The organism is Pseudomonas sp. XS1P51 (assembly GCF_054897845.1).
On record NZ_CM142707.1, the window covers coordinates 2,591,596 to 2,615,930 of the forward strand.

Sequence of the window (24,335 nt, forward strand, 5' to 3'; positions counted from 1 at the left end):
ATACCAGTCATTTAAATAATCTGTGGCCACAGACTTTTGTAGCAGCTATGTCTTACCTAGTCTCGACGTGCAGCCTCGGCGAGCGAAGTGGGCGAGCGCAAGGCCGAACCCAGTTCGACCTTGCTTTTGACGCCGAGCTGCAAATAGCAGTTGCGCAGATAGGTGCGAACGGTGGCAGGACTCAAGGCAAGGATTTTGGCAATCTCCTTATAGGAGTGACCGGCGGCGAACAGCATGGCGGCCGTCCGTTCCCGGGGTGCAAGCACCACCCCACGCGACAGCGTCGCCAATGACAGAATGACGTGATCGGCGTTGGGACTCAGTGTCAGCGCGCAGCGACCCAGGCGCATCACGCAGGGCGCCTTCTGCAATTGCTCGATCACCTCGACGGGCAGCATTGAACCGCTCCAGCCGGGTATCTCGCGTTGAATGGCCGCGCACAGGCTTGACCCCACATAAAGCAGACTGCCGTCCAGGCGCGCGACCCCAAAGTCGGTTGCGCCGTTGCCCGTCTCGAACCGGATCATGTCCTGCACCTGGAATCGCCACAGCTGCAACAGGTGGTCGCAGAAGGCGGAAAACAAACCGGCCTCGCTGTCATTGAACGCCGGAGCATCGAGGCCGCGGTAGAGACAGACGAAGAACATCAACCCGCTTTCGGGCAACTCGAAGGTGATGCACATCGGGTGGTAAAGGTCATGGCGACGGGCGAAGGCGTCCACTTCTGCATCGGGGTCGGTGAACCCGCTGTCGCGTATGACCTCACTGGGTTGGCTTAAGGTGTCCTGGGAAAATTTATCGCTGCCCGCACTCCGTTGCCATTCGGCGGCAAAGGATTCGGGCAGATCGATTCGCCCGTGCATCCAGCTTTTGGGAGGCGCATTGGCGTCCGACGTCGACATCTCTCCCCACCACGCGGAGGCGAAGGGCACCAGTTGACGAAAGGCTTGCAGACCGTCTTCGATGAACTGGGAGGCACCGCGATCCCGGGCAAGACGCCCCAGGTGAAGCACACAACGATTGAACGCTTTCAGCGTTGCCATCGACGTCCTGGCGCCGATCTCATCACCCTCCTCCATCGTTCTGTTCCTGTCTGTGAATGGCCTGGGAGGCGACCATGCCATGGCGTAATAATCGCGTCCAGCCGCAGCGGTCGGTCAGGGTGTTTCGCAAACCTTGGGCGCGACCGTCTGCGGGCGTTTCACTGGGCGGATCTTGCGGGCTGTTTCCACAAAGGGAGTGACGATCAGGCTATAAATCGTCAGGTAGCGGTCATGATCCTGTTCGCCGGTGCCGAACCGGATGGGCTCGGATTTCGAGGTGGTGACATAGAGCGTGCCGAACATCCAGTCCCAGAGTGACAGGTTGATACCGAAGTTCTTGTTGAGATGCGCGGGCGCGTCACTGTGGTGAATCTGGTGTTGGGCCGGGCTGTTCAGCACGTGCTCGACCATGGGCCCGAAGGAAAACCAGACATGGCTATGGCGCAGGTTTCCCGCCAGCCCGTTCAGGATAAACACCAGATAGGTCACGCCGAACAAGGTATAGCGGCTGATCTCCCCGCCGCAGGCGTACCAGAAAACACCGACATAGGCGCCGAGGCAGACGCCGGCGGCCAGTTTTTCGACAATCTTTTCCACAAAATGAACCCGACTGGCCGTCGCCGGAACCAGGACAGTCGCCGAATGATGGACTTTGTGAAACGCCCAAAGCCATCGCGAATGAAAGGCGCGATGGACCCAGTAATTGACGAAGTCTTTCACCAGAAACACACCCAGTCCGTAGAGCAAGGAGAGCGCAAGATTCTCCTCCACTTGCACGCGCGCGCCCCACAGGTGGGTGAAAAACGCGATGTAGTCCCCGGAGCGCAGGATGAGCGGGTCCACCAGGCCAACGATCGGCAGCACCAGTGCGACTTTCAGGATGGCCCGTACGAAGTAGTACCGGTAATCCAGCAGCGCCGAGCGATGAAGATAAACCCGGCGCCCGCCGATGAACTGCCAGAAAGAACGCGCATCGGTCAGCCCGCGATGTTTCCTGAATCGGAAAAGACCGTAGGCGATGCTGTAGGCGGTGAACAGGAAGACCAGACCGAAGCGGCCGTTCAGATCGAAAATACCCAGGAACTGGTGGGTGACCGGTTCGATCACCCACTCGTTCAGGTAGTCATAGAGAAGCGCCAGAACATCCACGAAAGGCTGGCCTCCATCAAAGAAAGGGCGTCGCCAGACAGACGGGCCCGATGGACAGGCTTTCAGTGTAGCCGTGCGCTAGGCCCCTGCACCCTCCTTCAGCCGTTACCCGACCGAACGGTTCACCCGTACAGCCGCGGACGCCTGGTTGGGCGCCCGTTTTGTTTGCCAAGCGTTGCCTAAAGCTTCTTGGCCATTTCTTCGGTGATGGCTTGCAACGCTTGTTGGGTGCTCTCTTGCCAGTCGTTATCGGTGACGACCTGCACGCCTTCACGTTTCTGCCGTACGATTTCGACAACCGGGGATGCGTTGCCTGTTTCCACCTTCAAATGAATCCTGTTGTTCACACCTACGGTGAAGAAACCTGGCGACATCCAGGACCAGAACTCGATGACGTGCACGGTGACGGCTTGGGTATCGGCTGTCTTTTCACCGCTCTGAACTACGCGATAGCCCGCTTGGCCATAGGCTGCGGCGATGCTTTTGGCAATCAGGTCGCTGAGTCTGGTGCCTTGCGGCAACAACACATCACCCAGCGCCATCCCGTAACCGCTGCGTTTACGGGCGATTGCACGTTCGGTAATGGTTTTGTCGGTGATCTCGCCATCCTTGAGGGACGGGATCTCGGGAATTCCAGGTTTGAGTTCGAAGCGGCGCTCGTCGAGTACGGTGATAACGACTTTCTGGCCATTGCCGTTCGCAACTTCAGGCGTGTCGACGCCGATTTCCGAACGACTGGTCGCGCAGCCGAACAGGGCGGTCGTGGCCAACAACAAGCAGGCGAGTTTCAGGTATTTCATGACGACTCCGGTCATTGTGATCAGTCCGATTTTCGATTCAGGAAGGCAGGCTGGTGTCCTGTGCCATCGAGCCCCGATGAAAAACCGGGGCTTGCAGGAGGCATGAAGAGAATCGGCAGCGCAGCGGGAATCGTGAGCGTTTAATGTTTAAACGCGGATTTCGCTTGTCGGGATGACATCGATCCGGGACACGGGGCTGGTCAGGTGCGCGAGGATGGCATTGTGCTCGGCGATGATGTCGTCGGCGGCCATGTTGCCGTTGTCGACCGTGGAATGGGCGTCGGCTGCAAGCACCACATCGTAGCCCAGCGACAAGGCCTGGCGGACGGTGGCGTTGACACAGTAGTCGGTTTGCAGCCCGCAGATGATCAACCGGTCAGTGCCTTGCTTTTGCAGCAGTTGGCGCAGGTGGGTCTGGTAGAAAGAATCCGGGGTGGTTTTGCGCACGTGCAGGTCGTTGGGTGAGGTTTCCAGGCCGTCGGCGAGTTGCCAGCCTTTGGCGCCGTGCTGCAGCAAGTCACCTTCCTCTTCATGCTGAATGAGGATGACCGGTATATCGGCTTCCCTGGCCTTGGCGCTCAAACCGTTGATGTTGTCGATGACGCGCTTGATCTCAAAGCATTCGTATTCGCCGGTGCACAGCGCGTGTTGGACGTCAATAATCAGGAGTGCGGTGGTCATGTAATAAGAACCTCCAAGGGAAATAATGAGGTTTAACAACAATCAAATTTTCGCTGCAAATCATGACAACTTCAGTATTCGACTAAAGACAGCCTCCATTTTTTTATAATCGACATTCACTCCATCAATATTGGCGAGAACCCATTCACTCGAGGTAATATCCGACCAATCCAACTCATAACCATTAAATAATGCCAAATGCTCGAATAGCACTCTTTGCACGCGACCATTGCCTTCGCGAAATGGGTGTATCATATTAATTTCACAATAATATTCTGCAAGTGCAGCACAAAACTCCTTCTTCGATAAACCTGACAACCACCGATCACCAGCAAGCCGGGAAAACAGCTTCTCAGCTTCAGGCTCAACTCTGGAACTAATACAAAATACGGTCCCACCCTTGGCGATACTCACATCCCTTACACTGCCTGCCCACTCATAAAGAGGAGAAAACAAAGTCGAATGAATACCTTGCAAATATTCGAGACCATAGGGTGGCGGTTGATAGCTGACAAGATCGATTGTCTTGTTTGTAATGTCTCTTTCTGCTAGTTCCAGCTTGTCCGCATCCTTTATATTAAGCTTGTTTTTTAGGACACCTCCTCCCGGGTAGCAGTAATGATCATTGGCGGCATCGTATCTATCCATCAGGCACTTTCCCTGTATTTATTGAGTATTTCTTCCAACGATTCGTCTGGAGCGCTTTCAGGCATTTCAACACCTTCAAGCCTGGAGCTGTTTTTAAAATTCCTTCTTTTATTATTTTCGTAAGCTTCATAGGGTGTAATAGCTGGCTTCGAAAAAAAACTTATCAACAAATCCAAACCGATCTTCAGTTCATCAATACTCTTCGCCAATACTCGGACACCAAGAATGGTCTCTGCCTTTTTTCTGGCGATAGATACATTTTCTTCGAGGAGTAAAGCCTCCAGAAAAGCCTTTTTATCCTCTACGGCAGACGCCATAAAAATGATTTTCTTATACAGCGCACTCCAGCCTCGCACACCCAGTTTAAATCTTCCCTCCCCCTCAACTCTCCGTTTTACCGAAAGATAACCTCCACATGCCTTTAACGACTCAAGGCTATCGATGTGGGTCATATCAAACTTTAAACATTGATCATTATTCATTGCATTAAATTCTGATTATCGTGAACCGTAAAATGGGTACTGCCTGCTTCAACGACTCAACAACCACCTGCGGGACAAGGCCAGCATCGGTGGTGAAGCATGCTGACGCTTCGACCGAGAAGTCATACCTCAAACAATAGTGGACAAAGGCGCTTTTTGATACTGCTTCCAGTACAAAAACGAGCGCCTCAACGGCGCCCGTATCGCAGTGGAAGGAATGGGGATTTTTTTCGGGCTCCTTGAACTCAGTAACCCAATGACAACCCGGTATTACGACGTGGATCGTTCGCCCCGTAGAAGCGGTTTTTGCCCACCGGCTTACCCTCCAGCGACGGTGCCCCGACCAGAATCGCCGCGATATGGTTGGCATCCTGTGGCCCTGCGAACTTGTGGCCCCAGCTTTCGAGCATCTTCACCGTATCCGGACTGGTGGTGAAGGTCTCCAGGTTGGTCTCTTCCGGCAACCACTGCTGGTGGAAACGGGGTGCATCGACCGCTTCCTGAATGTTCATGCCGTAGTCGATCACGTTGAGGATGGTCAGCAAGGTAGCGGTGATGATGCGGCTGCCACCGGGGGTACCGACGACCATCACCACTTTGCCGTCCTTGGTGACGATGGTCGGGCTCATGGACGACAGCGGTGCCTTGCCGGGCGCGATGGCATTGGCCTCCCCTTGCACCAGGCCGTACATGTTCGGCACGCCGATTTTCGAGGTGAAGTCGTCCATTTCGTCATTGAGAATGACCCCGGTTTTGCTGGCCATGACGCCAGCACCGAACCAGTCGTTCAAGGTGTAGGTCACCGAGACCGCGTTGCCCCATTTGTCGACGATGGAGTAATGGGTGGTGTTGCTGCCCTCGTGCGGCGCTACGCCGGGTTTGATTTCGCGGGACACCCCGGCCTTTTGCGGGTCAATGGCGGTACGGATTTTGGTCGCGTAGTTTTTATCCAGCAGGTGGGCAATCGGGTTTTTCACGAAGTCCGGGTCGCCCAGGTAGCTGTTGCGATCCACATAGGCGTGGCGCATCGCTTCGATCTGGTAGTGCATGGCTTGGGCCGAATGGTAGCCCAGGTCTTTCATCGGATAGCCTTCGAGAATGTTCATGATCTCGCAGATCACCACGCCTCCCGAGCTTGGCGGTGGCGCCGAAACCACGTGGTAGCCGCGGTAATCGCACTCGATCGGCGCCAGTTCGCGGGTCTTGTATTTGTCGAGGTCAGCCTGGGTGATGATGCCTTTGTTGGCCTGGCTCGACGTGACGATGGCGTCGGCCACCCAGCCTTTATAGAACCCGTCGGCGCCCTTCTCGGAGATTTCCCGCAGGGTTTTGCCGAGGTCTTTTTGCACCAGTTTCTGGCCGACCTGCATCGGTTCGCCGTTGCTCAGGAATATCGAGCCGGAGTCCTTGATGTCCTTTTTGAACACGTCGGTGGCGTATTCCAACAGTTCGACATCACCCTGCTCCAGCACGAAACCGTCTTCAGCGAGCTTGATGGCCGGGGCGATCACTTCCTCGCGGGGTTTGGTGCCGTACTTCTTCAACGCCAGTTCCATGCCGGACACCGTGCCCGGCACGCCAACGGCCAGATGACCACGGGTACTCAGGTCAGGGACAACGTTGCCCTCCTTGTCGAGGTACATGTCCGGGGTGGCGGCCAGCGGGGCTTTTTCGCGGAAGTCGAGGAAGGTCTTGCGCCCGTCCGCCAGTTGAATGGTCATGAAACCGCCGCCACCCAGGTTACCTGCTGCGGGATAAACCACCGCCAGCGCATAACCCACCGCGACCGCGGCATCCACAGCATTGCCGCCGTTCTTGAGCACATCGACGCCGACATGACTGGCCAGGTGCTGCGCGGTGACCACCATGCCGTTTTCGGCCGCGACCGGGGCCACGGAGGCCGCATGGGCCATCAGGCAGCTCAGCGCCAACGAGGTCGCAATGAGCGATTTGGCAAAAGGTTCAAACTTCATGAGTCGGTCTCTTCTTGTTTTAAAGTAGGAAAACGCTTCAAGAGCAGTAGGCAGTATGGCTGGGATTGCGTATTGCGCCTCCCCGTCGAGGCAGTATGCTGGGCCTCTGTTCAACCCTTCTGCGGAGTCCGCCAGCATGACCTACACCTTCACCACCATGGCGTCTCCGGTTGGCGAGCTGAAGCTGGTAGCGAAAGGTTCAAGACTGGCGGCCATCCTCTGGGAAAACGACAAACCGAACCGGGTCAGGCTGGGCCCGATGAGCGAAGCCCCGGACAATCCGATCCTTGCGCGCGCCGTCCAGCAGTTGCAGGAATACTTCGCCGGTACGCGCAATCGTTTCGAGCTGGAACTGGATTTTGTCGGGACGGAATTTCAGAAGAAGGTCTGGGAAGCGTTGCTGACCATTCCGTTCGGCGAGACGCGCAGCTACAGCCAGATTGCCGAGCAGATCGGCAATCCCAGTGCGGTTCGGGCGGTGGGTGCGGCGAATGGCAAGAACCCGATCTCGATTGTTGCGCCGTGTCATCGGGTGATCGGCGCGTCGGGGAAATTGACGGGGTTTGCCGGGGGGCTTGAGGCGAAGGAACAGCTGCTGACGCTGGAGGGTTGCGAGTGGTCAGGCGCCAGCAGGATGGATGATTTGTTTTGATGTAACCGTAATGCCTAAATCGTCGCCCGCAATTCCCGTGGCGACAGGCCATAGTGCGAGCGAAAGCGCACGGCAAAACGTGAGGCCGAGGCGTAACCGCTGGCACCGGCAATTTCACCGATGGGACAAGACGTGGTTTGCAACCATTGCAGCGCCGTTGCCAGCCGAACGTTTTCCAGAATATTCCTGAAACTGTCCCCTTCATTGGCCAGTTGGCGACGCAACGTCGACTCACCCATGTTCAGATGTTGCGCGACGCTCGCCACCGTCCAGTCTCTCTCCGGGCGGCCCATCAACAACTGCTGCACACGTTCGCACAGTGGATCGTTGCGATCCATCAGCAGAGGCCCGGCCAGGCCGCCAAGGCCCAGGCTCAGAAGAACCGCTTCACCATAATGTGTGCGAAGTGCCTGCGGCGCGTCTGCATGGATGGCGGCCAATAATTGATCCCATGCCTGTGTGGTATGCCGGTCCAGAGGGACACACAGATCTGTGTTCAGGGCACGGTGGCGACTCATGATCTGATGGCCATAGCGAGTGCTGAAGTTGCGCAGCGTCGAGGCGGGAAAGGTCACCGCATCGGCGATGTAGTGACCGTGAAGACCGGGGAAGTTCGAGATCCCAAGCTCGCGCCCGGCCGGCATCAGAATCAGATGTTGCGGCCCGGCACGCATCTGCCGGTCATCCCATTGCAGCAGTTTTTCCCCCTGTCGCACTCGACACAAGGTGGTGGCGAATATCGGCACCCGTTGCAATGTATGGGGTTGTCGCGCCCGTATGACACAAGCATCGATAATATTTTCCCGGTGCTGTATGCCGACACAAGGGCGCATCGTTTTAACGTCCGTAAGTTGAAGTGATGGTCGCTTTGGCCAGGGCGTTGGCATTGAGCATATAGCCCACCAAGGCTCCGCTGGCCTGGTTGTCGAGGGGTAGCTTATCGACTTTCAACGCCCATACGGTGAACTGATAGCGATGGGGCTTATCCCCTGCCGGAGGGCACGCCCCGCCAAACCCCGGTTGGCCATAATCGGTTCGCCCTTGTACGGCACCGGCAGGCAGGTTCGAGCCGACCCCTCTCGGCAAACTGCTGGTAGAAGTGGGCAGGTTGACCACCGTCCAGTGCCACCAACCGCTGCCGGTCGGCGCATCGGGATCGTAGACCGTGATCGCGAAACTTTTAGTCCCCGCCGGGGCGTTGCTCCAGGACAGTTCGGGAGAGGTGTTACCCCCTTCGCAGCCGAAACCCTGGAACACTTCGCGTTTGCTCAGCGGGCGGTTTTCAGCAATGTCCTGGCTGGTCAGCGAGAAGTCGGCAGCGTGTCCAGTGAGAACGACCCCCATGGACAATGCGGATAGGATTATTCTGATGTTCATCGTGACCTCATCTGAGTCTTGTCGTGAAGCCACGAGTCTAGAGAGGGCACAGGGTGATTACTGTGCCGAAATGCTCGACCATTGTGCCTGAACGCTCTCTCGATTCAGATGCCCGCTAACCCCTGATCAAACCGGTCCGAAGACATTCTTCATCGCCGCATATTGCAACAGCATGATGGTCTTCGCATCGCAGATCTCCCCGCGATAAAACGCCTCAAGCGCCTCGTCGAACGTCCACTCCAGCACTTCCAGTTCCTCGGTCTCTTCCTCCAGTCCGCCGCCCTCGCCGACTTTCGATGAAGCGTCGTATTCGGCGATGAAAAAATGCAGCTTTTCAGTCACCGAGCCGGGGCTCATGTAAGCCTCGAAGACCTTCTGCACATGGTGCACGCGATAGCCGGTCTCTTCCTCCGCTTCGTCGCGAATGCGCTCTTCGGGGGCCGCACCTTCAAGCAGCCCTGCCGCCACTTCAATCAGCAAACCGTCATGGCCGTTGACAAAAACCGGCAGCCGGAACTGGCGTGTCAGCACCACGGTTTTCTTTTCACGGTTGAACAGCAGAATCGCCGCACCATTGCCACGGTCGTAGACCTCGCGGGTCTGGCGTTGCCATTCGCCATTGTTGCGCTGGTAATCGAAGGTGATTTTCTTGAGCAGGTACCAGTCGTGGGACAACACCTGAGACTCGATGAGGTTGACCCGTTCGGCTGTGTTCGACATGACAACGCATCCTTTTTTCGTCAGAAGGCGCCCATGTTAGACGAAAACGCCGTCACGCAAGCTGAGCCTGGTATTCCTTCTCATATTGCCCGGCCAGCGTCTCTTTCTGTTTGTCGTCGAGCAGCTTGCCGGCCATCTGGAAGAACTTCTGCTCTTCTTCCTCAAGGTGATGATGCACCTTCTCGGAGAGCTTCTTCGCGGTCGCCAGCCAGGCTGGACTGGACATCTCGGTCTCGTCCAGCTCTTCCATCATTTCGTCCATTTCGTGGTGTTCGGAAATGGCATGGCGGCTAAGGTCGACGCCGTTGTCGAACTCCATCAGCGGGATGTAGAAATGCCGCTCTTCAGCGGTTTCGTGGGCCTGAAGTTCAGACTTGAGCTGCTTGTAGGCCTCGACTCGCTCCGGGGTGTCGCCGCGGGTCTGGATCAGTGCGTCGGCGTAGGTGCGTTGGCGGTCATGACTTTCGCGCAAGGCTTCGAAAATATTCACAGGGTGTCCTCACTCATAGGCTGCGTTCTGAAATGACGCTCTTTGAGGCTAGACATCTGTGCGCTGGCGACGGTTCCAACCAAGGGGCTGGAACAACGACCGCTGGCCGCGATAGGCTTGGGAAGTTGTGCCCCTCATAGCCATAAGGAAGTCACTGATGAACCTGCGAATCGAACAGTCGCAAAAACCCACGGATGACGAGGAGCAGGCAATCCTCCTGCCGTTGCGCGCCTATAACGCCTCAAAGGCCGGGGTCTCCGTATCAGAGCCGCTTGCCTTGCTGGTCCGCGACGAACACGACGAGATTCTTGGCGGTCTGTATGGCCATTTTTTTTATCGATGGCTGTACGTCGAATTGCTGTCGGTGCCGGAGCAGGCCCGGGGCCAGGGCATGGGTTCGAAGCTGATGCAGATGGCCGAAGACCTGGCACGGGAGAAGGAATGCGTGGGAATCTGGCTCGACACCTTCGACTTTCAGGCCCCGGAGTTCTACAAGAAGCTTGGCTACAGCGAGTTGGGGCAGATTGCTGACTACCCGCCGGGCCACAAGCGCTTCTTTTTCCAGAAGCGCCTGATCAACGACGCGTAACCCTGTGGTGATCGACACCGAACCACTGTGGGAGCGAGCCTGCTCGCGATGGCGGCGCGCCAGTCGACATCAATGTTGAACGATAAATAGCTATCGCGAGCAGGCTCGCTCCCACAGGGGATTTGGGTCAGCCCATCAGCTCAAAGGCAGGTCGCCAACGCCGCCAAACGGCGCTTGGCGACAAAGTCGTCGTGCTGCGCGTAGTAACTCAACACCGTACCGGACGCGTCAGTGGTCACGTCCACAAAAGACTCCGCCGAGCGCGTGTAAACGGTGGAGCCGCCCTTCTTGCCCGGCTGCAGATACGCGCCCGCGTCGACCCCGAACACCGCCTCGTCCTGCCAGGAAAACTGCACGCACTGGGCGACGACTTTTTCCGGTTTGTCCGAGGTCAGGGTCTTGTACGGGGTTTGGGTACGGGCATCGTTCATCACCGAGCCCGCGCATCCCGCCAGCAACGTTACGGCCAGCGCCGCCATCAGAATTCGCATTGCATTCGCTCATCAAGAAAAAGCGGACTGTATCACCGCGAGGCGGCGTATCGTTCTGCTTTACTTCATTTATACCGCGACACCGCGCAACGATTCGCGCACCCTGTCGCGCCATTAACGTCGCATCGCCCAATGTTCCGGGCTCCATTTTCTGGAAACGCCATGACACCCAACGCCGAATATTACAAACCGACCGCTGAATATGCCGACAAGCTGATCAGCCAGATCGGTCAGACACCGTCCTGGATCGCCAAGCGAATCGGCGTCACCGACAAGCGGATTCGTTACATCCTCGACGGCGAACGCACCGTCAAAGGCGAAACCACGCCGATCCAGATGACCTACCCCGAGCAGTTTGCCCTCGAGTGCCTGGCCGCAGCGGCCAAGGCCAGCAAGAAGCAGTCTTCGTAAACCCACCCTCAAGGAGCGACCATGGCGGCGACCGAACAGCAACACGAGCAAGCGCTGAAGAAGTTTCTCGATGAGCGCCCTGAACTGCGCGTCGAACTCGACAACCTCAACCCGCTGCTGGCTCAGGCCAAGGGCGAGACCCCGGCGCAGTACCGCGACGAGCGCCTGCATGAAGCCTTCGAAGCCGAAGCCGAGCGCCTCGGGCTGTTTGCCTGGGAACTGACGTTGCAACTGACCGCCGCGACGGATGAGGACTATCAGGCCCAGCGTATGGAAGTGCACAAGGAAGTGGCGGAGATGGCGGGTATGGACTGGCTGGAGTATTGCGAGTTATATGGGTTAGGCAAGTAACCGTCGCCGCTCAAGGATCCTTCATCGATGTTGCCTTCATCCTTCAGTGCCCGCGCCAGTGCGGGCCATTTGCATGTCCAGAAATGGCGCGGGCGCATCGGCCTGAGCCTGGTCGCCAGCCTCTCGGTACTCGCCGGCATGACCGACGCCATCGGCTTCATGGCCAGCGGCGATTTCGTCTCGTTCATGAGCGGCAACACCACCCGCCTCGCCGTGGCGATCAGCGACGGCGACATGGGCCTGACCCTGCGCCTGCTGATCCTCGTGGCCACGTTCGTCATCGGCAACGCTCTGGGCATCGTCGTCAGCCGGCTCGGCGGTCGTCGGGCATTGCCCTTGCTGCTGTGCATCGCCACGTTGCTCTGCGGTTCGGCGGCGTGGCCCTATGACGAACAATTGCCGGCGCTGCTGGCGGCGATCATTGCGATGGGCATGCTCAATGCGGCCGTTGAGGAAGTGAACGGCCTGCCGGTCGGCCTGACGTACGTCACGGGCGCCCTGTCGCGTTTCGGTCGTGGGTTGGGGCGGTGGATGCTCGGTGAGCGGCGCAACGGTTGGCGGGTTCAGTTGGTTCCCTGGACCGGGATGTTTGCCGGCGCGGTGCTCGGCGCCGTGCTGGAGCATCACCTCGGGCTCAAGGCCTTGTTTGTCAGCGGTCTGCTGGCCGGCGCGCTGGGGCTGCTGTCGCTGAAGATTCCGCGGCGCTGGCAGTTGGGCTATATGCCGCGCTGATCGGCGGGGGACCGCGATCACTGTAGGAGCTGCCGAAGGCTGCGATCTTTTGACTTTGTTTTTAGAATCAAGATCAAAAGATCGCAGCCTTCGGCAGCTCCTACAGTTGGATTGCGTGTTCCTGACAGGCCGCATCGCGGCAAAGCCCTTCGCCGCCCTGGCGATAAAGCTTTATCATGGCCGCAGTTTTACTGATCGAGTCCGTCATGAAGTTCGCTATTGCGCTGTTTTCCGCCGCCCATGCGCCCTCCTCGCGCCGCGCCTTGCTGTTCGCCCAGGCCGCGCTGGCCGGTGGGCATGAGATTGTCCGGCTGTTTTTCTATCAGGACGGCGTCTACAACGCCTCCGCCAGCGTGGTCACACCTCAGGATGAACAGGACTTGCCCAAGCAATGGCGCGCCTTCGTCACCGAGCATCAACTCGACGGCGTGGTCTGCATCGCCGCCGCCCTGCGCCGTGGCGTGTTGAACGAGGAAGAGGCCCGGCGTTATCAGCGTGAGGCTGTCGCCGTCGGCGCGCCGTGGGAATTGTCCGGCCTCGGTCAGCTGCATGACGCGGTGCAGGACGCCGACCGCCTGATCTGTTTCGGAGGCGCGTGAAATGCCTAAATCCTTGCTGATTATCAGCCGTCAGGCGCCGTGGTCCGGGCCAAACGCGCGGGAAGCGCTGGACATCGTGCTGGCCGGCGGCGCCTTCGACCTGCCCATCGGCCTGCTGTTTCTCGATGACGGGGTGTTCCAGCTCGCCGCGAAACAGAACGCCAAGGCCCTGCAACAGAAAGACCTGAGCGCCAACCTGCAAGCGCTGCCGATGTTTGGCGTCGAAGACCTGTTCGTCTGTGGCGACAGCGTTGCAGAACGCGGTCTGGACCCGAATGGCTTGTCGCTGGAAGAAGCCCAGGTACTGGCCGCCCATGAAATCACCGCACTTATTGACCGTTACGACCAGGTGATCACCCTCTGATGTCGACTTTGCATGTGTTGTCTCATTCCCCGTTCGGCGATGACCGCCTGACCAGTTGCCTGCGCTTGATCGGTGCTGACGATGCGCTGCTGCTGTCTGGCGACGCCGCCTATGCCTTGCAGCCCGGCACCGCACCGTTCAACGCGCTCAACGGCCGCGGCCTGAAACTCTATGTCCTGGCCGAAGATGTTCAAGCGCGGGCCATCGACGTTCCGGGCTGGGCCAAAGCCATCGATTACCCGGCCTTCGTCGAGCTGTCGACTCACCACGACAAGGTCAACAGCTGGCTATGAATTCCCTGACGGTCGGCGCTCGCGCCATCGAGTTGGACAAGGACGGTTTTCTGGTCGAACTGAGCGACTGGTCCGCTGAGGTGGCCAGTGCCCTCGCTGCCGCCGAAGACATCGAGTTGAGCCCCGAACACTGGGAAATCCTCGAATTGCTGCGCAGCTTCTACGACGAATTCCAGTTGTCGCCGGCCACCCGCCCGCTCATCAAGTACACCGCATTGAAGCTGGGCCCGGACAAGGGCAACAGCCTGCACCTGAACCGACTGTTCAAAGGCACCCCTGCCAAACTCGCCGCGAAACTGGCGGGCCTGCCCAAACCGACGAATTGCTTATGACCGACTTTCCAGCGCTGACCCTCGAAACGCCCGCCGAGCATCCGTTTGCCCAGTTCGTGCGCATCCTTGGCAAAGGCAAGCGTGGCGCCCGCGACCTGACCCGCGAGGAAGCCCGCCAGGCCATGGGCCTGGTGCTCGACGACAAGGTCGAGGACACCCAGCTTGGCGCGTTCCTGATGCTGTTGCGGCACAAGGAAGAAAGCGCCGAGGAAATGGCGGGGTTCACCGAAGCCTTGCGTGAACGGTTGAATCCGCCAGCGCTGGCCGTCGACCTGGACTGGCCGACGTATGCGGGCAAGAAGCGTCATCTGCCGTGGTATCTGCTGGTGGCCAAGTGCCTGGCACAGAACGGCGTGCGCATTTTCATGCACGGCGGCGGCGCGCACACCGCCGGGCGGTTGTACAGCGAGCAACTGCTGGCTGAGTTGAAGATCCCACTGTGCCGCAATTGGCAGCAGGTGGGGGCAGCGCTCGATAACGGCGGCCTGGCCTTCATGCCGCTGGTGGACTGGGCACCGCAGTTGCAACGGATGATCGACCTGCGCAACACCCTGGGCCTGCGCTCGCCGATCCATTCCCTGGCGCGGATTCTCAATCCACTGGGCGCTCGCTGTGGCCTGCAAAGCATTTTCCACCCCGGTTACCAGGCGGTGCACCGCGATGCCAGCGGCTTGCTCGGCGACACCGCCATCGTGGTGAAAGGCGATGGCGGCGAAATCGAGATCAACCCGGACGCCGACAGTCACTTGTACGGCACCACCGGTGGCGAAAGCTGGGACGAAGAATGGCCGCAACTGTCGACCCAGCGCCACGTCAAACCGGCCAGCCTCGAACCCGAGCATTTGAAAGCCGTATGGCGCGGTGATGTGGTCGACAGCTATCCGCAAATGGCCCTGATTTCGACCATGGCCCTGGCCTTGCGCGGCTTGGGCCAGACCCGCGAGCAAGCCTTCGAGACCGCCCAGCAGTATTGGGATGCCCGGGACAAATCGATTTAACCGATCATAAGTGCCCAACCTTTGCGCTTTTTTATCGAACCTATGCGAATAGACTCCTCTCCAACGCTTATGAGTTGAGGAGTCTTGAAATGGGTTTGTTAGTCGAAGGTCGCTGGCATGACCAGTGGTACGAAAGCAGCAAGGACGGCGCGTTCCAGCGTGAACAAGCGCAGCGCCGCAACTGGATGACCGCCGACGGCAAGCCTGGCCCGAGCGGCGTCGGTGGCTTTGCGGCGGAGGCTGGTCGCTATCACCTCTACGTGTCCCTCGCCTGTCCGTGGGCCCATCGCACGCTGATCCTGCGCAAACTCAAAGGCCTCGAAAGCCTGATCGACGTGTCGGTGGTCAGTTGGTTGATGCTGGAAAACGGCTGGACCTTCGACCAGACCCTGGGCTCGACCGGCGACAAGCTCGATCACTTCAATTTCATGCACCAGCGCTACACCGCCGATACCGCCGACTACACCGGCCGCGTCACCGTGCCGGTGCTCTGGGACAAACAGCAGCATCGCATCGTCAACAATGAATCGGCGGAGATCATCCGCATGTTCAACAGCGCGTTCGATGATTTGACCGGCAATGACCTCGACTTCTACCCGGCACCGCTGCGAGGCGAGATCGACGCGCTGAACGAGCGGATTTATCCGGCGGTGAACAACGGCGTGTACCGCGCCGGGTTCGCCACGTCGCAGAAGGCTTATGAAGAGGCGTTCGATGAGTTGTTTGCCGAGCTGGATCGTCTGGAGCAACTGCTGGGCGCCAATCGCTACCTGACGGGTGAATACCTGACTGAAGCTGACATTCGGCTGTTCACCACGCTGATCCGCTTTGATGCGGTGTATTACGGGCACTTCAAATGCAACCTGCGGCGGATTGCCGATTATCCGAATCTGTCGAACTGGCTACGGGAGATTTATCAGTGGCCGGGGCTTGCCGAGACGGTGAGTTTTGAGCACATCAAGAATCACTACTATGGCAGTCACAAGACCATCAACCCGACTGGGGTTGTGCCGAAAGGGCCGGCGCAGGATTTCACGGCTCCTCATGATCGGGAGCGGTTGAGCAGGAAAGGAGTTTGGCGCAAAGCCCAGATTTGATTTGAAGCAGGAGTTGGTTTTGAGGGCCCCATCGCGAGCAGGCTCGCTCCCACAGGGGATTTGTGAACGACACAAATCAAATGTGGGAGCGAGCCTGCTCGCGATGGGCCGGGGTCGCGCTCGACCGACTCGGTATTCAGACTTGCGCCTGAGCCCCTTCAAACCACGCCAGTTTCTCACGCAGTTGCACCACTTCCCCCACGATCACCAGCGTCGGCGCATGCACTTCATGCTCCGCCACCAGCTGTGGAAGGTTCGCCAACGTACCGGTAAATACCCGCTGATTGACCGTGGTGCCCTGCTGGATCAACGCCGCCGGGGTATCGGCTGCGCGACCGTGTTTGATCAACTGCTCGCAGATGATCGGCAAACCCACCAGCCCCATGTAAAACACCAGGGTTTGCGCCGGAGCGACCAGGTCGGCCCACGGCAGATCGGTGGAACCGTCCTTCAGGTGCCCCGTGACAAACCGCACCGACTGCGCGTAATCGCGGTGGGTCAGCGGAATCCCCGCATAGGCCGCGCAACCGCTGGCCGCCGTGATCCCCGGCACGACCTGGAACGGAATGCCATGGGCCGCCAGTTCTTCGATCTCTTCACCGCCACGCCCGAAGATGAACGGATCACCGCCTTTCAACCGCACGACACGCTTGCCCTGCTTGGCCAGATCCACCAATTGCTGGTTGATCTGCTCCTGCGGCACGGCGTGATCGGCGCGACGCTTGCCGACGTAAACCCGCTCGGCATCGCGACGGCACAAATCGAGAATCGCCGGCGCCACCAGACGGTCATACAGCACCACATCGGCTTGCTGCATCAGACGCAAGGCGCGGAAGGTCAGCAGGTCGGGATCACCCGGCCCCGCACCGACCAGATAGACTTCGCCGGTCGCATTCGGCGCTTCACCGGCGATTTTCGCCAGCATCAAGCGCTCAGCCTCGGCGCCCTGCCCGGCCAGTTGCCGGTCGGCAATCGGGCCCTGGAACACATCTTCCCAGAACGCCCGACGCTGCTGCACATCCGGGAACAGGCGTTTGACCTGGCTGCGAAAACGCGCCGCCAGACCGGCCAATTGACCGTAGGTGGAAGGAATCCAGGTTTCGAGCTTGGCGCGGATCAACCGCGCCAGCACCGGCGCATCGCCGCCGCTGGACACCGCAATGATCAACGGAGAGCGGTCGACGATGGCCGGGAAGATCACGCTGCACAAGGCGGGCGCATCCACCACGTTGACCGGCACGCAACGCCGATGGGCATCGGCGGAGACTTGCGCATTCAGCGGTTCGTCGTCGGTGGCGGCAATGATCAGCCCGCAACCGTCCAGATCCGCTTCGACATAACCGCGCAATAGGCACTCGCCACCGCTGCCGGCCACCAGTTCGCGCAGTTGCGGTTCGATTTCAGGTGCGACGACCCGCAGCAGCGCACCGGCTTCGGCCAGCAGGCGGGATTTGCGCAAGGCAATCTCCCCCCCGCCGACGACCAACACACGACTGCCGCGAAGGTTATGAAACAGCGGCAGATAGTCCATTTAGCCGATGACCTCGAGGCCACCCATGTACGGTTTCAGTACTTCAGGTACACGGATCGAACCGTCGGCCTGCTGGTAGTTTTCCAGCACCGCCACCAGCGTACGACCGACCGCCAGGCCGGAACCGTTGAGGGTGTGCACCAGTTCAGGCTTACCGGTTTCCGGGTTGCGGAAACGCGCTTGCATACGACGGGCCTGGAAGTCGCCGCAGTTGGAGCACGACGAAATCTCGCGGTACTTGTCCTGGCTCGGGATCCACACTTCCAGGTCGTAGGTCTTGACCGCGCTGAAGCCCATGTCGCCGGTGCACAGAGCCAGGGTGCGGTATGGCAGTTCCAGCAGTTGCAGGACTTTCTCCGCGTTGGCGGTCAGGCCTTCCAGCGCTTCCATCGACGTCGACGGCTCAACGATCTGGACCATCTCGACCTTGTCGAACTGGTGCTGGCGGATCATGCCGCGAGTGTCACGACCCGATGCGCCGGCTTCGCTGCGGAAGCACGGTGTGTGGGCGACGAACTTGATCGGCAGCAGTTTCGAATCGACGATCTCGCCGGCGACGATGTTGGTCAACGACACTTCAGCGGTCGGAATCAAGTACAGATCGGCTTCGCCTTCGCGAGCGATCTTGAACAGGTCTTCTTCGAATTTCGGCAGTTGACCGGTGCCCTGCAGGGCTGGCGCTTGTACCAGATACGGCGTGTAAGCCTCTTCGTAACCGTGTTCGCTGGTGTGCAGGTTGATCATGAACTGCGCCAGGGCGCGATGCAGACGGGCAACCGGGCCGCGCAACAATGCGAAACGCGCGCCGGACAGCTTGGCGGCGGTTTCGAAGTCCAGCCAGCCGAACTTCTCGCCCAGTGCAACGTGGTCCTGAACCGGGAAATCGAACGCGGTCGGGGTGCCCCAACGGCGCACTTCGACGTTGCCGTCTTCGTCGTCACCGATTGGCACCGATTCGTGCGGCAGGTTCGGGATGCCGAGCAGGATCGAATCCAGATCGGTCTGGATCGCGTCCAGCTCGACTTTACCGGCACTCAATTCGTTCGCCATGCGCTCGACGTCGGCCATCAGCGGCGCGATGTCTTCGCCACGCTGCTTGGCCTGACCGATGGATTTGGAGCGCGCATTACGTTCAGCCTGCAGTGCTTCGGTGCGGGTCTGGACGGTCTTGCGCTGTTCTTCCAGCGCTTCGATGCGCGCAACATCCAGCGTGTAGCCACGGGATGCCAGGCGGTCCGCTACGTCCTGAAGGTTGCTACGTAACAGTTTGGAATCGAGCATGTCGGTTTCTCGTTATCAAAGTTTGGTCAAGGACAGGCCAGCCCAGGTGGCGAGCAGCCCGCCGAATACGCTGATGGCCGCATAGCCTATGGCCAGCGGCATTTGCCCGGTTTCCAACAGGCGCACCGTATCCAGTGAAAAAGATGAAAAAGTCGTCAGCCCCCCAAGGAAGCCGACCATCAACCCGGCGCGCACCTCGATCGGCACTTCCGGGCGTATCAAAAACAGGCCGTATAGAACGCCAATCAGCAGACAGCCCACGATATTAACGGCGAGCGTCGCGGTATAGAAGTGCCGAGGCCAATTAGCGTTGATCCAGTTACCGGTGGCGAAGCGCAACAGAGTGCCGGCGATCCCGCCGACGGAAACCGCAACGATCAATGGAATCACTATTTTCTCCGCTGCCGGGGGCTGAGGCGATCAAGTTGCGCAAGGTGGTTGAGCTTCTCGCCAATCTTCAGCTCCAGGCCTCGGGGCACCGGCTGATAGAACGGTTGTGGCTCAAGCTCCTCGGGGAAGTAGTCTTCGCCGGCGGCGTAGGCATCCGGCTCATCGTGGGCATAACGATACTCGTCGCCATAACCCAATTGCTTCATCAGTTTGGTCGGCGCGTTGCGCAGGTGCAACGGCACTTCGAGTGAACCGTGTTCGGTGGCACTGCGCATCGCGGCCTTGAAGCCCATGTACACCGCGTTGCTTTTCGGCGCGCAGGCCAGATAGGTGATGGCTTGGGCCACGGCCAGTTCACCTTCGGGGCTGCCGAGGCGCTCCTGCACTTCCCATGCGGCCAGACACAGGCTCAGGGCGCGGGGGTCGGCGTTGCCGATGTCTTCGCTGGCCATGCGCACCACACGCCTTGCCAGGTACAGCGGATCGCAACCGCCGTCGATCATTCGCGCGAACCAGTAGAGTGCGCCGTCCGGGTTGGAGCCGCGCACCGATTTATGCAGCGCGGAAATCTGGTCGTAGAATGCTTCGCCACCCTTGTCGAAACGCCGACGGGTATCACCGAGCAGACTTTGCAGCAGATCGACACCGATCTCGCTGTTGTCTTCGGCCAGGTCCGAGGCGTTTTCCAACAGATTCAGCAGACGCCGACCATCGCCATCGGCGGCCGACAACAGCATCTGAAAGCCTTCATCGCTGAGGGTCAGTTGCCGCTTGCCCAGGCCGCGCTCTTCGGTCAGCGCGCGATGCACCAGTTTGCGCAGGGCCGCTTCGTCGAGGCTTTTGAGCACGTAGACGCGTGCCCGGGACAACAACGCGTTATTGAGTTCGAACGAGGGATTTTCCGTGGTCGCGCCAATGAAGATCAGCGTGCCGTCTTCGACGTACGGCAGGAACGCATCCTGCTGGGACTTGTTGAAACGGTGCACTTCGTCGACGAACAGGATGGTGCGCTTGCCGTATTGCCCGGCCTGCTGCTTGGCGACTTCAACCGCCTGACGAATCTCTTTGACCCCGGCCAATACCGCCGAGACCGTTTCGAAGTGCGCATCCGAGACTTCCGCCAACAGCCGCGCCAGCGTGGTTTTACCCACGCCCGGCGGCCCCCAGAAAATCATCGAGTGCAGGGCACCCTGCTCCAGGGCTTCGCGCAAAGGCTTACCGCGAGCGAGCAGGTGTTCCTGACCGACGTACTCGTCCAGGTTGGCCGCCCGCAAACGGGCGGCCAAGGGCTGAGCAATCGGGGCACTGCGAAACAGGTCCATCACGTACGTTTAAAACCTCTTTATTGGGTCCTGATGCCGATCAGCCAAGGCATTGAACACCGTAATTCCTGTGGGAGCGAGCCTGCTCGCGATGCTGTTTGTCATTCAACATTGATGTCGACTGACTCGCCGCAATCGCGAGCAGGCTCGCTCCCACAAGTCCTGCGTTTTATTCCTGGATCACATCGGCACCCTTGGGGATGACGAACTTGAACTTGGACGCCGGGATCGGCTCGTTGGCCTTCACGCCGGTGAACAGGATATTGGTGCGCTGACCGACGCTGTCGATCAGTTGCATGTCATTGACCAGGCCATTACGGAACGACAGGCGCAGGCTGTCGAACAGGGTGTCCTTGGTTTTCGGCTTCAGGGTGAAGTCGATCACGCCGCCGGCTTCCTTGGCGCTGATGTCGAAACTCTGGCTGATCTTGGACACGTCACCGGACAGCAACAGCGCCGGGGTCTGGGTTAGGCGCTGATCGAGGTTCTTGATGGTGACCTGCTCCAGGTCCGGGTCCCACAGGGAAACCTTCTTGCCATCGGACACCATCAGCTGCTCTTGCGGTGCGTCGGTGTGCCAGTAGAACAGGCCCGGACGCTGCAGCGACATTTCACCGGCCGTTTCCTGCAACTGGGTGCCGCCGCCATCAAGGGTCAGCTGCGAAAAACGTGCAGTCAGGGTCTGGGATTTTTCCAGCAATTGGGTCAGACGCGCCACGTCCTTGTCATCGGCGTGGACCGAGAGCGTGGTCAAAGCCAGTACCGGCAGCAACAGCATGCGGATAAGACGCATGGGAGTCCTCATAACATTCGTGGGGGGTGCGGCGGCGCATCACCGCGCCGCCGCTTTTCAATTCAAGGCAGATTCAAATCAGTCGCGTACCGGGCCAGGCGCCAGGACTTCACGCGAACCGTTGGTATTCATGGAGGTCACGACCCCGGCCATCTCCATGGCTTCGATCATGCGCGCGGCGCGGTTGTAGCCGATTTTCAGCTTGCGCTGAACCGCGGAGATGGACGCGCGACGGCTTTCCAGGACGAACTGCACCGCTTCGTCGTAGAGCGCGTCGGTTTCCGCATCATCGTCACCACCGCCGCTGCCGCCGTCAAAGCCGCTACCGGGCTCTTCGACACCGGCGAGGATCTCGTCGTTGTATTCCGGCGCACCGCGAAGTTTCCAGGCCTCGACCACCCGGTGAACCTCGTCATCGGAGACGAAGGCACCGTGGACACGGATCGGCAGACTGGTGCCCGGCGGCATGTAGAGCATGTCACCGTGACCCAGCAGTTGCTCGGCGCCGCCTTGGTCGATGATGGTCCGGGAGTCGATCTTGCTCGATACCTGGAACGCCATACGGGTCGGAATGTTCGCCTTGATCAGGCCGGTGATCACGTCGACCGACGGACGCTGGGTCGCGAGGATCAAGTGGATACCGGCGGCACGGGCCTTCTGGGCGATACGGGCGATCAGCTCTTCAACCTTCTTGCCGACGATCATCATCATGTCGGCGAATTCGTCCACCACCACGACAATGGTCGGCAGCTTGGTCAACAGCGGCGCTTCGTCGTGAATGCTTTCGCGCTTGTACAGCGGGTCGGTCAGCGGCGTGCCGGCGTCCTGGGCTTCCTTGACCTTGGCGTTGAAGCCCGAGAGGTTACGCACGCCCATCTTCGCCATCAGCTTGTAGCGACGCTCCATTTCCGCCACGCTCCAGCGCAGGGCGTTGGCCGCGTCCTTCATGTCGGTCACGACCGGGCAGAGCAAATGCGGAATGCCTTCGTAGATCGACAGTTCCAGCATTTTCGGGTCGATCATGATCAGCTTGGCGTCTTCCGGGCCGGACTTGAACAGGATCGACAGGATCATCGCGTTCACACCTACCGACTTACCAGAACCGGTCGTACCGGCCACCAGCAAGTGGGGCATCTTCGCCAGGTCAGTGATGACCGGCTTGCCGCCAATGTCGTGGCCCAGGGCCAGAGTGACCGGCGACTTGAAGTTGTCGTACTCGGGGGTCGACAGCACTTCGGAGAAACGCACGATCTGGCGGTCTTCGTTAGGAATCTCGATACCGACCGTGGTCTTGCCCGGAATGACTTCCACGACACGCACGCTGGTCACCGCCAGGGAACGCGCCAAGTCTTTCGCCAGGTTGGAGATGCGGCTGACCTTGACGCCTGCCGCCGGCTGGATTTCGTAACGGGTGATCACCGGGCCCGGGTGAATCGAATCCACCGAGACTTCGACGCCGAACTCCTTGAGCTTGATTTCCAGCAAGTGGCCGACGGCTGCCAGCGACTCCGGGGAATAGTTGAGTTGTTTCTTCTCTGCCGGATCGAGAATCGAGATCGGCGGCAAGGTGCCTTCCACCGCGCTGTCGACGAACAACAGCGCCTGCTTCTCTTTTTCCACGCGCTTGCTTGGCGCTGACGGCTTGGGTGGGGCCGGGGCAATCACTGGCGGCACCTGTTTCTCACGCTCGGACATGTGCTTGCTCAGGGCCTGCTCGCGCTCGATCAAGCGCTCCTTGACCTTGGCCTGCTCGCGCTTGTCGGTGACAGTCGGCGCAACCACGTCATGCACGCGATCATCGACTTCACGCAACTGCGCAACCAGTTGCTTGCGCTCGACACGGGCGGCCCACCAGCGATTGGCCGCGCCCTGGAACAGTTCGAACAGGTCGAGGGTGATCTTGCCGGTGACGTCCATCACCTTGAACCACGACAGATCGGTGAACACCGTCAGGCCGAACAGGAACAGTGCGATAAACAGCAATGTGCTGCCCTGGATGTTCAGGGCATTCCTGGCCAGATCACCGAGGCTTTCGCCCAGGGCGCCACCCGCACCGGCCGGCAGACCGGTTGCCGCGTGGAAATGAATATGCGCCAGGGCCGCACCGGACAGCACCAGGAACACCAGGCCAATCAGGCGCCAGGAAAACAGCCAGCCGCTCCACTCCCACGGCTCGTGGCGCTGACGGAAGATCTGATACACCTTGATCGCCAGCAACAGCGGGAAGATATAGGCGAAATAACCCAGCACCATGAACAGGATGTCGGCGCTGTAGGAGCCGGCCGGCCCGCCGAAGTTCTGCACGTCGTCGATCTTGCTGTTATGGCTCCAGCCCGGATCGTCCTTGCCATAGGTCAACAAGGCCATCATCAGGAACAGGCACAAGGCACCGATGGCGATCAATGCACCTTCCTTGAGCCGGTAGTGCAAGTGCTGGCGCCAGGCCGGAACGACTGTTTTTGGTGCTGCGGTGGATTTCTTCAAAACGCTTCTTTTCCTGCGCCTATGGCGCGTCCATCTGTTGAATGACTATAAAAAACTGCCCAATCCAGGCAGGTAAAAAAGTTAACAGGCACAACCGGGACTACTTTTAACACTGCGCCCCCGCTTTTATAAACACAGAGCGCACTGAATATTCTGTAACAACCACGCATTGTACGGGTTTGTTCGCCCGATGCCATGCTGGCAGCCCTTGGGTGTAGCATAGCCAACAGCGCATTACTTGCGGTCAATTTGAGCATGCATT

The 24,335-nt window shown here is 59.2% G+C and carries 30 protein-coding genes; 11 read left to right on the forward strand and 19 right to left on the reverse strand.

Features of this window, described 5'->3' with window-relative positions:
* Window positions 1-56 precede the first annotated feature (56 nt).
* From ACYZUD_RS11990 to ggt, 7 genes are all read right to left on the reverse strand, one after another.
* Window positions 57-1,079, reverse strand: coding sequence for a helix-turn-helix transcriptional regulator (locus tag ACYZUD_RS11990; protein ID WP_462024195.1), 1,023 nt, complete (start codon window positions 1,077-1,079; stop codon window positions 57-59).
* Window positions 1,080-1,157: 78 nt separating this feature from the next.
* Complete coding sequence (locus ACYZUD_RS11995; protein WP_462024196.1) at window positions 1,158-2,192, reverse strand: sterol desaturase family protein; 1,035 nt, start codon at window positions 2,190-2,192, stop codon at window positions 1,158-1,160.
* A gap of 179 nt (window positions 2,193-2,371) precedes the next feature.
* A complete protein-coding gene (locus ACYZUD_RS12000) occupies window positions 2,372-2,992 on the reverse strand; it encodes a YajG family lipoprotein (RefSeq protein ID WP_462024197.1) in 621 nt (206 codons plus the stop codon).
* A 147-nt stretch (window positions 2,993-3,139) separates the two neighbouring features.
* The gene (locus tag ACYZUD_RS12005) at window positions 3,140-3,673 is read right to left on the reverse strand and encodes a cysteine hydrolase family protein (protein WP_462024198.1); all 534 of its coding nucleotides are present in this window, start codon (window positions 3,671-3,673) and stop codon (window positions 3,140-3,142) included.
* Window positions 3,674-3,733: 60 nt separating this feature from the next.
* Window positions 3,734-4,321 carry a putative adenosine monophosphate-protein transferase Fic gene (locus ACYZUD_RS12010; RefSeq protein WP_462024199.1) on the reverse strand — a complete coding sequence of 196 codons (588 nt, stop codon included), beginning with the start codon at window positions 4,319-4,321 and terminating at the stop codon, window positions 3,734-3,736.
* Window positions 4,321-4,803 carry a YhfG family protein gene (locus ACYZUD_RS12015; RefSeq protein ID WP_462024200.1) on the reverse strand — a complete coding sequence of 161 codons (483 nt, stop codon included), beginning with the start codon at window positions 4,801-4,803 and terminating at the stop codon, window positions 4,321-4,323. The genes ACYZUD_RS12010 and ACYZUD_RS12015 overlap by 1 nt, the downstream gene beginning before the upstream one ends.
* 245 nt (window positions 4,804-5,048) lie before the next feature.
* Window positions 5,049-6,776, reverse strand: a complete 1,728-nt coding sequence (gene ggt, locus ACYZUD_RS12020; RefSeq protein WP_462024201.1) for a gamma-glutamyltransferase — start codon at window positions 6,774-6,776, stop codon at window positions 5,049-5,051.
* 136 nt (window positions 6,777-6,912) lie between these two features.
* Between ggt and ACYZUD_RS12025 the strand changes: the two genes are divergently transcribed.
* Window positions 6,913-7,428: a methylated-DNA--[protein]-cysteine S-methyltransferase gene (locus ACYZUD_RS12025; protein ID WP_462024202.1), complete on the forward strand. Its 516-nt coding sequence runs from the start codon at window positions 6,913-6,915 to the stop codon at window positions 7,426-7,428.
* A 14-nt stretch (window positions 7,429-7,442) separates the two neighbouring features.
* Here ACYZUD_RS12025 and ACYZUD_RS12030 read toward each other — a convergent pair whose 3' ends face one another.
* From ACYZUD_RS12030 to ACYZUD_RS12045, 4 genes are all read right to left on the reverse strand, one after another.
* On the reverse strand, window positions 7,443-8,261 hold the full coding sequence (locus ACYZUD_RS12030; protein WP_462024203.1) for a helix-turn-helix transcriptional regulator: 819 nt from the start codon (window positions 8,259-8,261) through the stop codon (window positions 7,443-7,445).
* A gap of 4 nt (window positions 8,262-8,265) precedes the next feature.
* The gene (locus ACYZUD_RS12035) at window positions 8,266-8,805 is read right to left on the reverse strand and encodes a kinase inhibitor (RefSeq protein ID WP_462024204.1); all 540 of its coding nucleotides are present in this window, start codon (window positions 8,803-8,805) and stop codon (window positions 8,266-8,268) included.
* A 126-nt stretch (window positions 8,806-8,931) separates the two neighbouring features.
* A complete protein-coding gene (locus ACYZUD_RS12040; protein WP_462024205.1) occupies window positions 8,932-9,525 on the reverse strand; it encodes an NUDIX domain-containing protein in 594 nt (197 codons plus the stop codon).
* A 52-nt stretch (window positions 9,526-9,577) separates the two neighbouring features.
* Window positions 9,578-10,015, reverse strand: a complete 438-nt coding sequence (locus tag ACYZUD_RS12045) for a hemerythrin domain-containing protein (RefSeq protein WP_462024206.1) — start codon at window positions 10,013-10,015, stop codon at window positions 9,578-9,580.
* 157 nt (window positions 10,016-10,172) lie between these two features.
* Between ACYZUD_RS12045 and ACYZUD_RS12050 the strand changes: the two genes are divergently transcribed.
* Window positions 10,173-10,604, forward strand: a complete 432-nt coding sequence (locus tag ACYZUD_RS12050) for a GNAT family N-acetyltransferase (RefSeq protein WP_462024207.1) — start codon at window positions 10,173-10,175, stop codon at window positions 10,602-10,604.
* A 140-nt stretch (window positions 10,605-10,744) separates the two neighbouring features.
* On the opposite strand, the gene ACYZUD_RS12055 is transcribed toward ACYZUD_RS12050, so the two are convergent.
* Window positions 10,745-11,095: a hypothetical protein gene (locus ACYZUD_RS12055; RefSeq protein WP_462024208.1), complete on the reverse strand. Its 351-nt coding sequence runs from the start codon at window positions 11,093-11,095 to the stop codon at window positions 10,745-10,747.
* A gap of 162 nt (window positions 11,096-11,257) precedes the next feature.
* Here ACYZUD_RS12055 and ACYZUD_RS12060 point away from each other — a divergent pair, with 162 nt between their 5' ends.
* The 9 genes from ACYZUD_RS12060 (at window position 11,258) to ACYZUD_RS12100 (ending at window position 16,272) form a co-directional block, all read left to right on the forward strand.
* Complete coding sequence (locus tag ACYZUD_RS12060; RefSeq protein WP_008154823.1) at window positions 11,258-11,506, forward strand: hypothetical protein; 249 nt, start codon at window positions 11,258-11,260, stop codon at window positions 11,504-11,506.
* 21 nt (window positions 11,507-11,527) lie between these two features.
* The gene (locus tag ACYZUD_RS12065; RefSeq protein WP_462024209.1) at window positions 11,528-11,857 is read left to right on the forward strand and encodes a DUF6388 family protein; all 330 of its coding nucleotides are present in this window, start codon (window positions 11,528-11,530) and stop codon (window positions 11,855-11,857) included.
* A 27-nt stretch (window positions 11,858-11,884) separates the two neighbouring features.
* Window positions 11,885-12,589: a YoaK family protein gene (locus tag ACYZUD_RS12070; protein ID WP_462024210.1), complete on the forward strand. Its 705-nt coding sequence runs from the start codon at window positions 11,885-11,887 to the stop codon at window positions 12,587-12,589.
* A gap of 206 nt (window positions 12,590-12,795) precedes the next feature.
* Entirely contained in the window at window positions 12,796-13,188 is a 393-nt protein-coding gene (gene tusD, locus ACYZUD_RS12075) for a sulfurtransferase complex subunit TusD (RefSeq protein WP_462024211.1), read from the forward strand.
* Between the two features lies 1 nt (window position 13,189).
* A complete protein-coding gene (gene tusC, locus ACYZUD_RS12080) occupies window positions 13,190-13,552 on the forward strand; it encodes a sulfurtransferase complex subunit TusC (protein WP_462024212.1) in 363 nt (120 codons plus the stop codon).
* Window positions 13,552-13,845, forward strand: a complete 294-nt coding sequence (tusB, locus tag ACYZUD_RS12085; protein ID WP_462024213.1) for a sulfurtransferase complex subunit TusB — start codon at window positions 13,552-13,554, stop codon at window positions 13,843-13,845. The genes tusC and tusB overlap by 1 nt, the downstream gene beginning before the upstream one ends.
* On the forward strand, window positions 13,842-14,177 hold the full coding sequence (locus ACYZUD_RS12090) for a TusE/DsrC/DsvC family sulfur relay protein (RefSeq protein ID WP_462024214.1): 336 nt from the start codon (window positions 13,842-13,844) through the stop codon (window positions 14,175-14,177). The genes tusB and ACYZUD_RS12090 overlap by 4 nt, the downstream gene beginning before the upstream one ends.
* Window positions 14,174-15,175: a glycosyl transferase family protein gene (locus ACYZUD_RS12095; RefSeq protein ID WP_462024215.1), complete on the forward strand. Its 1,002-nt coding sequence runs from the start codon at window positions 14,174-14,176 to the stop codon at window positions 15,173-15,175. Before ACYZUD_RS12090 ends, ACYZUD_RS12095 begins: the two co-directional genes overlap by 4 nt.
* Before the next feature lie 89 nt (window positions 15,176-15,264).
* A complete protein-coding gene (locus ACYZUD_RS12100) occupies window positions 15,265-16,272 on the forward strand; it encodes a glutathione S-transferase family protein (RefSeq protein ID WP_462024216.1) in 1,008 nt (335 codons plus the stop codon).
* Between the two features lie 136 nt (window positions 16,273-16,408).
* On the opposite strand, the gene cysG is transcribed toward ACYZUD_RS12100, so the two are convergent.
* The 7 genes from cysG to ACYZUD_RS12135 form a co-directional block, all read right to left on the reverse strand.
* Entirely contained in the window at window positions 16,409-17,803 is a 1,395-nt protein-coding gene (cysG, locus tag ACYZUD_RS12105) for a siroheme synthase CysG (protein ID WP_462024217.1), read from the reverse strand.
* On the reverse strand, window positions 17,804-19,084 hold the full coding sequence (serS, locus tag ACYZUD_RS12110; RefSeq protein ID WP_462024218.1) for a serine--tRNA ligase: 1,281 nt from the start codon (window positions 19,082-19,084) through the stop codon (window positions 17,804-17,806). It abuts the gene before it with no gap.
* 15 nt (window positions 19,085-19,099) lie between these two features.
* Window positions 19,100-19,474, reverse strand: coding sequence for a fluoride efflux transporter CrcB (gene crcB / locus ACYZUD_RS12115; RefSeq protein WP_462024219.1), 375 nt, complete (start codon window positions 19,472-19,474; stop codon window positions 19,100-19,102).
* Window positions 19,474-20,796: a replication-associated recombination protein A gene (locus ACYZUD_RS12120; protein WP_074878169.1), complete on the reverse strand. Its 1,323-nt coding sequence runs from the start codon at window positions 20,794-20,796 to the stop codon at window positions 19,474-19,476. Before ACYZUD_RS12120 ends, crcB begins: the two co-directional genes overlap by 1 nt.
* 169 nt (window positions 20,797-20,965) lie before the next feature.
* Complete coding sequence (gene lolA / locus ACYZUD_RS12125; protein WP_462024220.1) at window positions 20,966-21,589, reverse strand: outer membrane lipoprotein chaperone LolA; 624 nt, start codon at window positions 21,587-21,589, stop codon at window positions 20,966-20,968.
* A 78-nt stretch (window positions 21,590-21,667) separates the two neighbouring features.
* A complete protein-coding gene (gene ftsK / locus ACYZUD_RS12130) occupies window positions 21,668-24,073 on the reverse strand; it encodes a DNA translocase FtsK (protein WP_462024221.1) in 2,406 nt (801 codons plus the stop codon).
* Window positions 24,070-24,330, reverse strand: a complete 261-nt coding sequence (locus ACYZUD_RS12135; RefSeq protein ID WP_462024222.1) for a hypothetical protein — start codon at window positions 24,328-24,330, stop codon at window positions 24,070-24,072. The genes ftsK and ACYZUD_RS12135 overlap by 4 nt, the downstream gene beginning before the upstream one ends.
* Window positions 24,331-24,335: the final 5 nt, after the last annotated feature.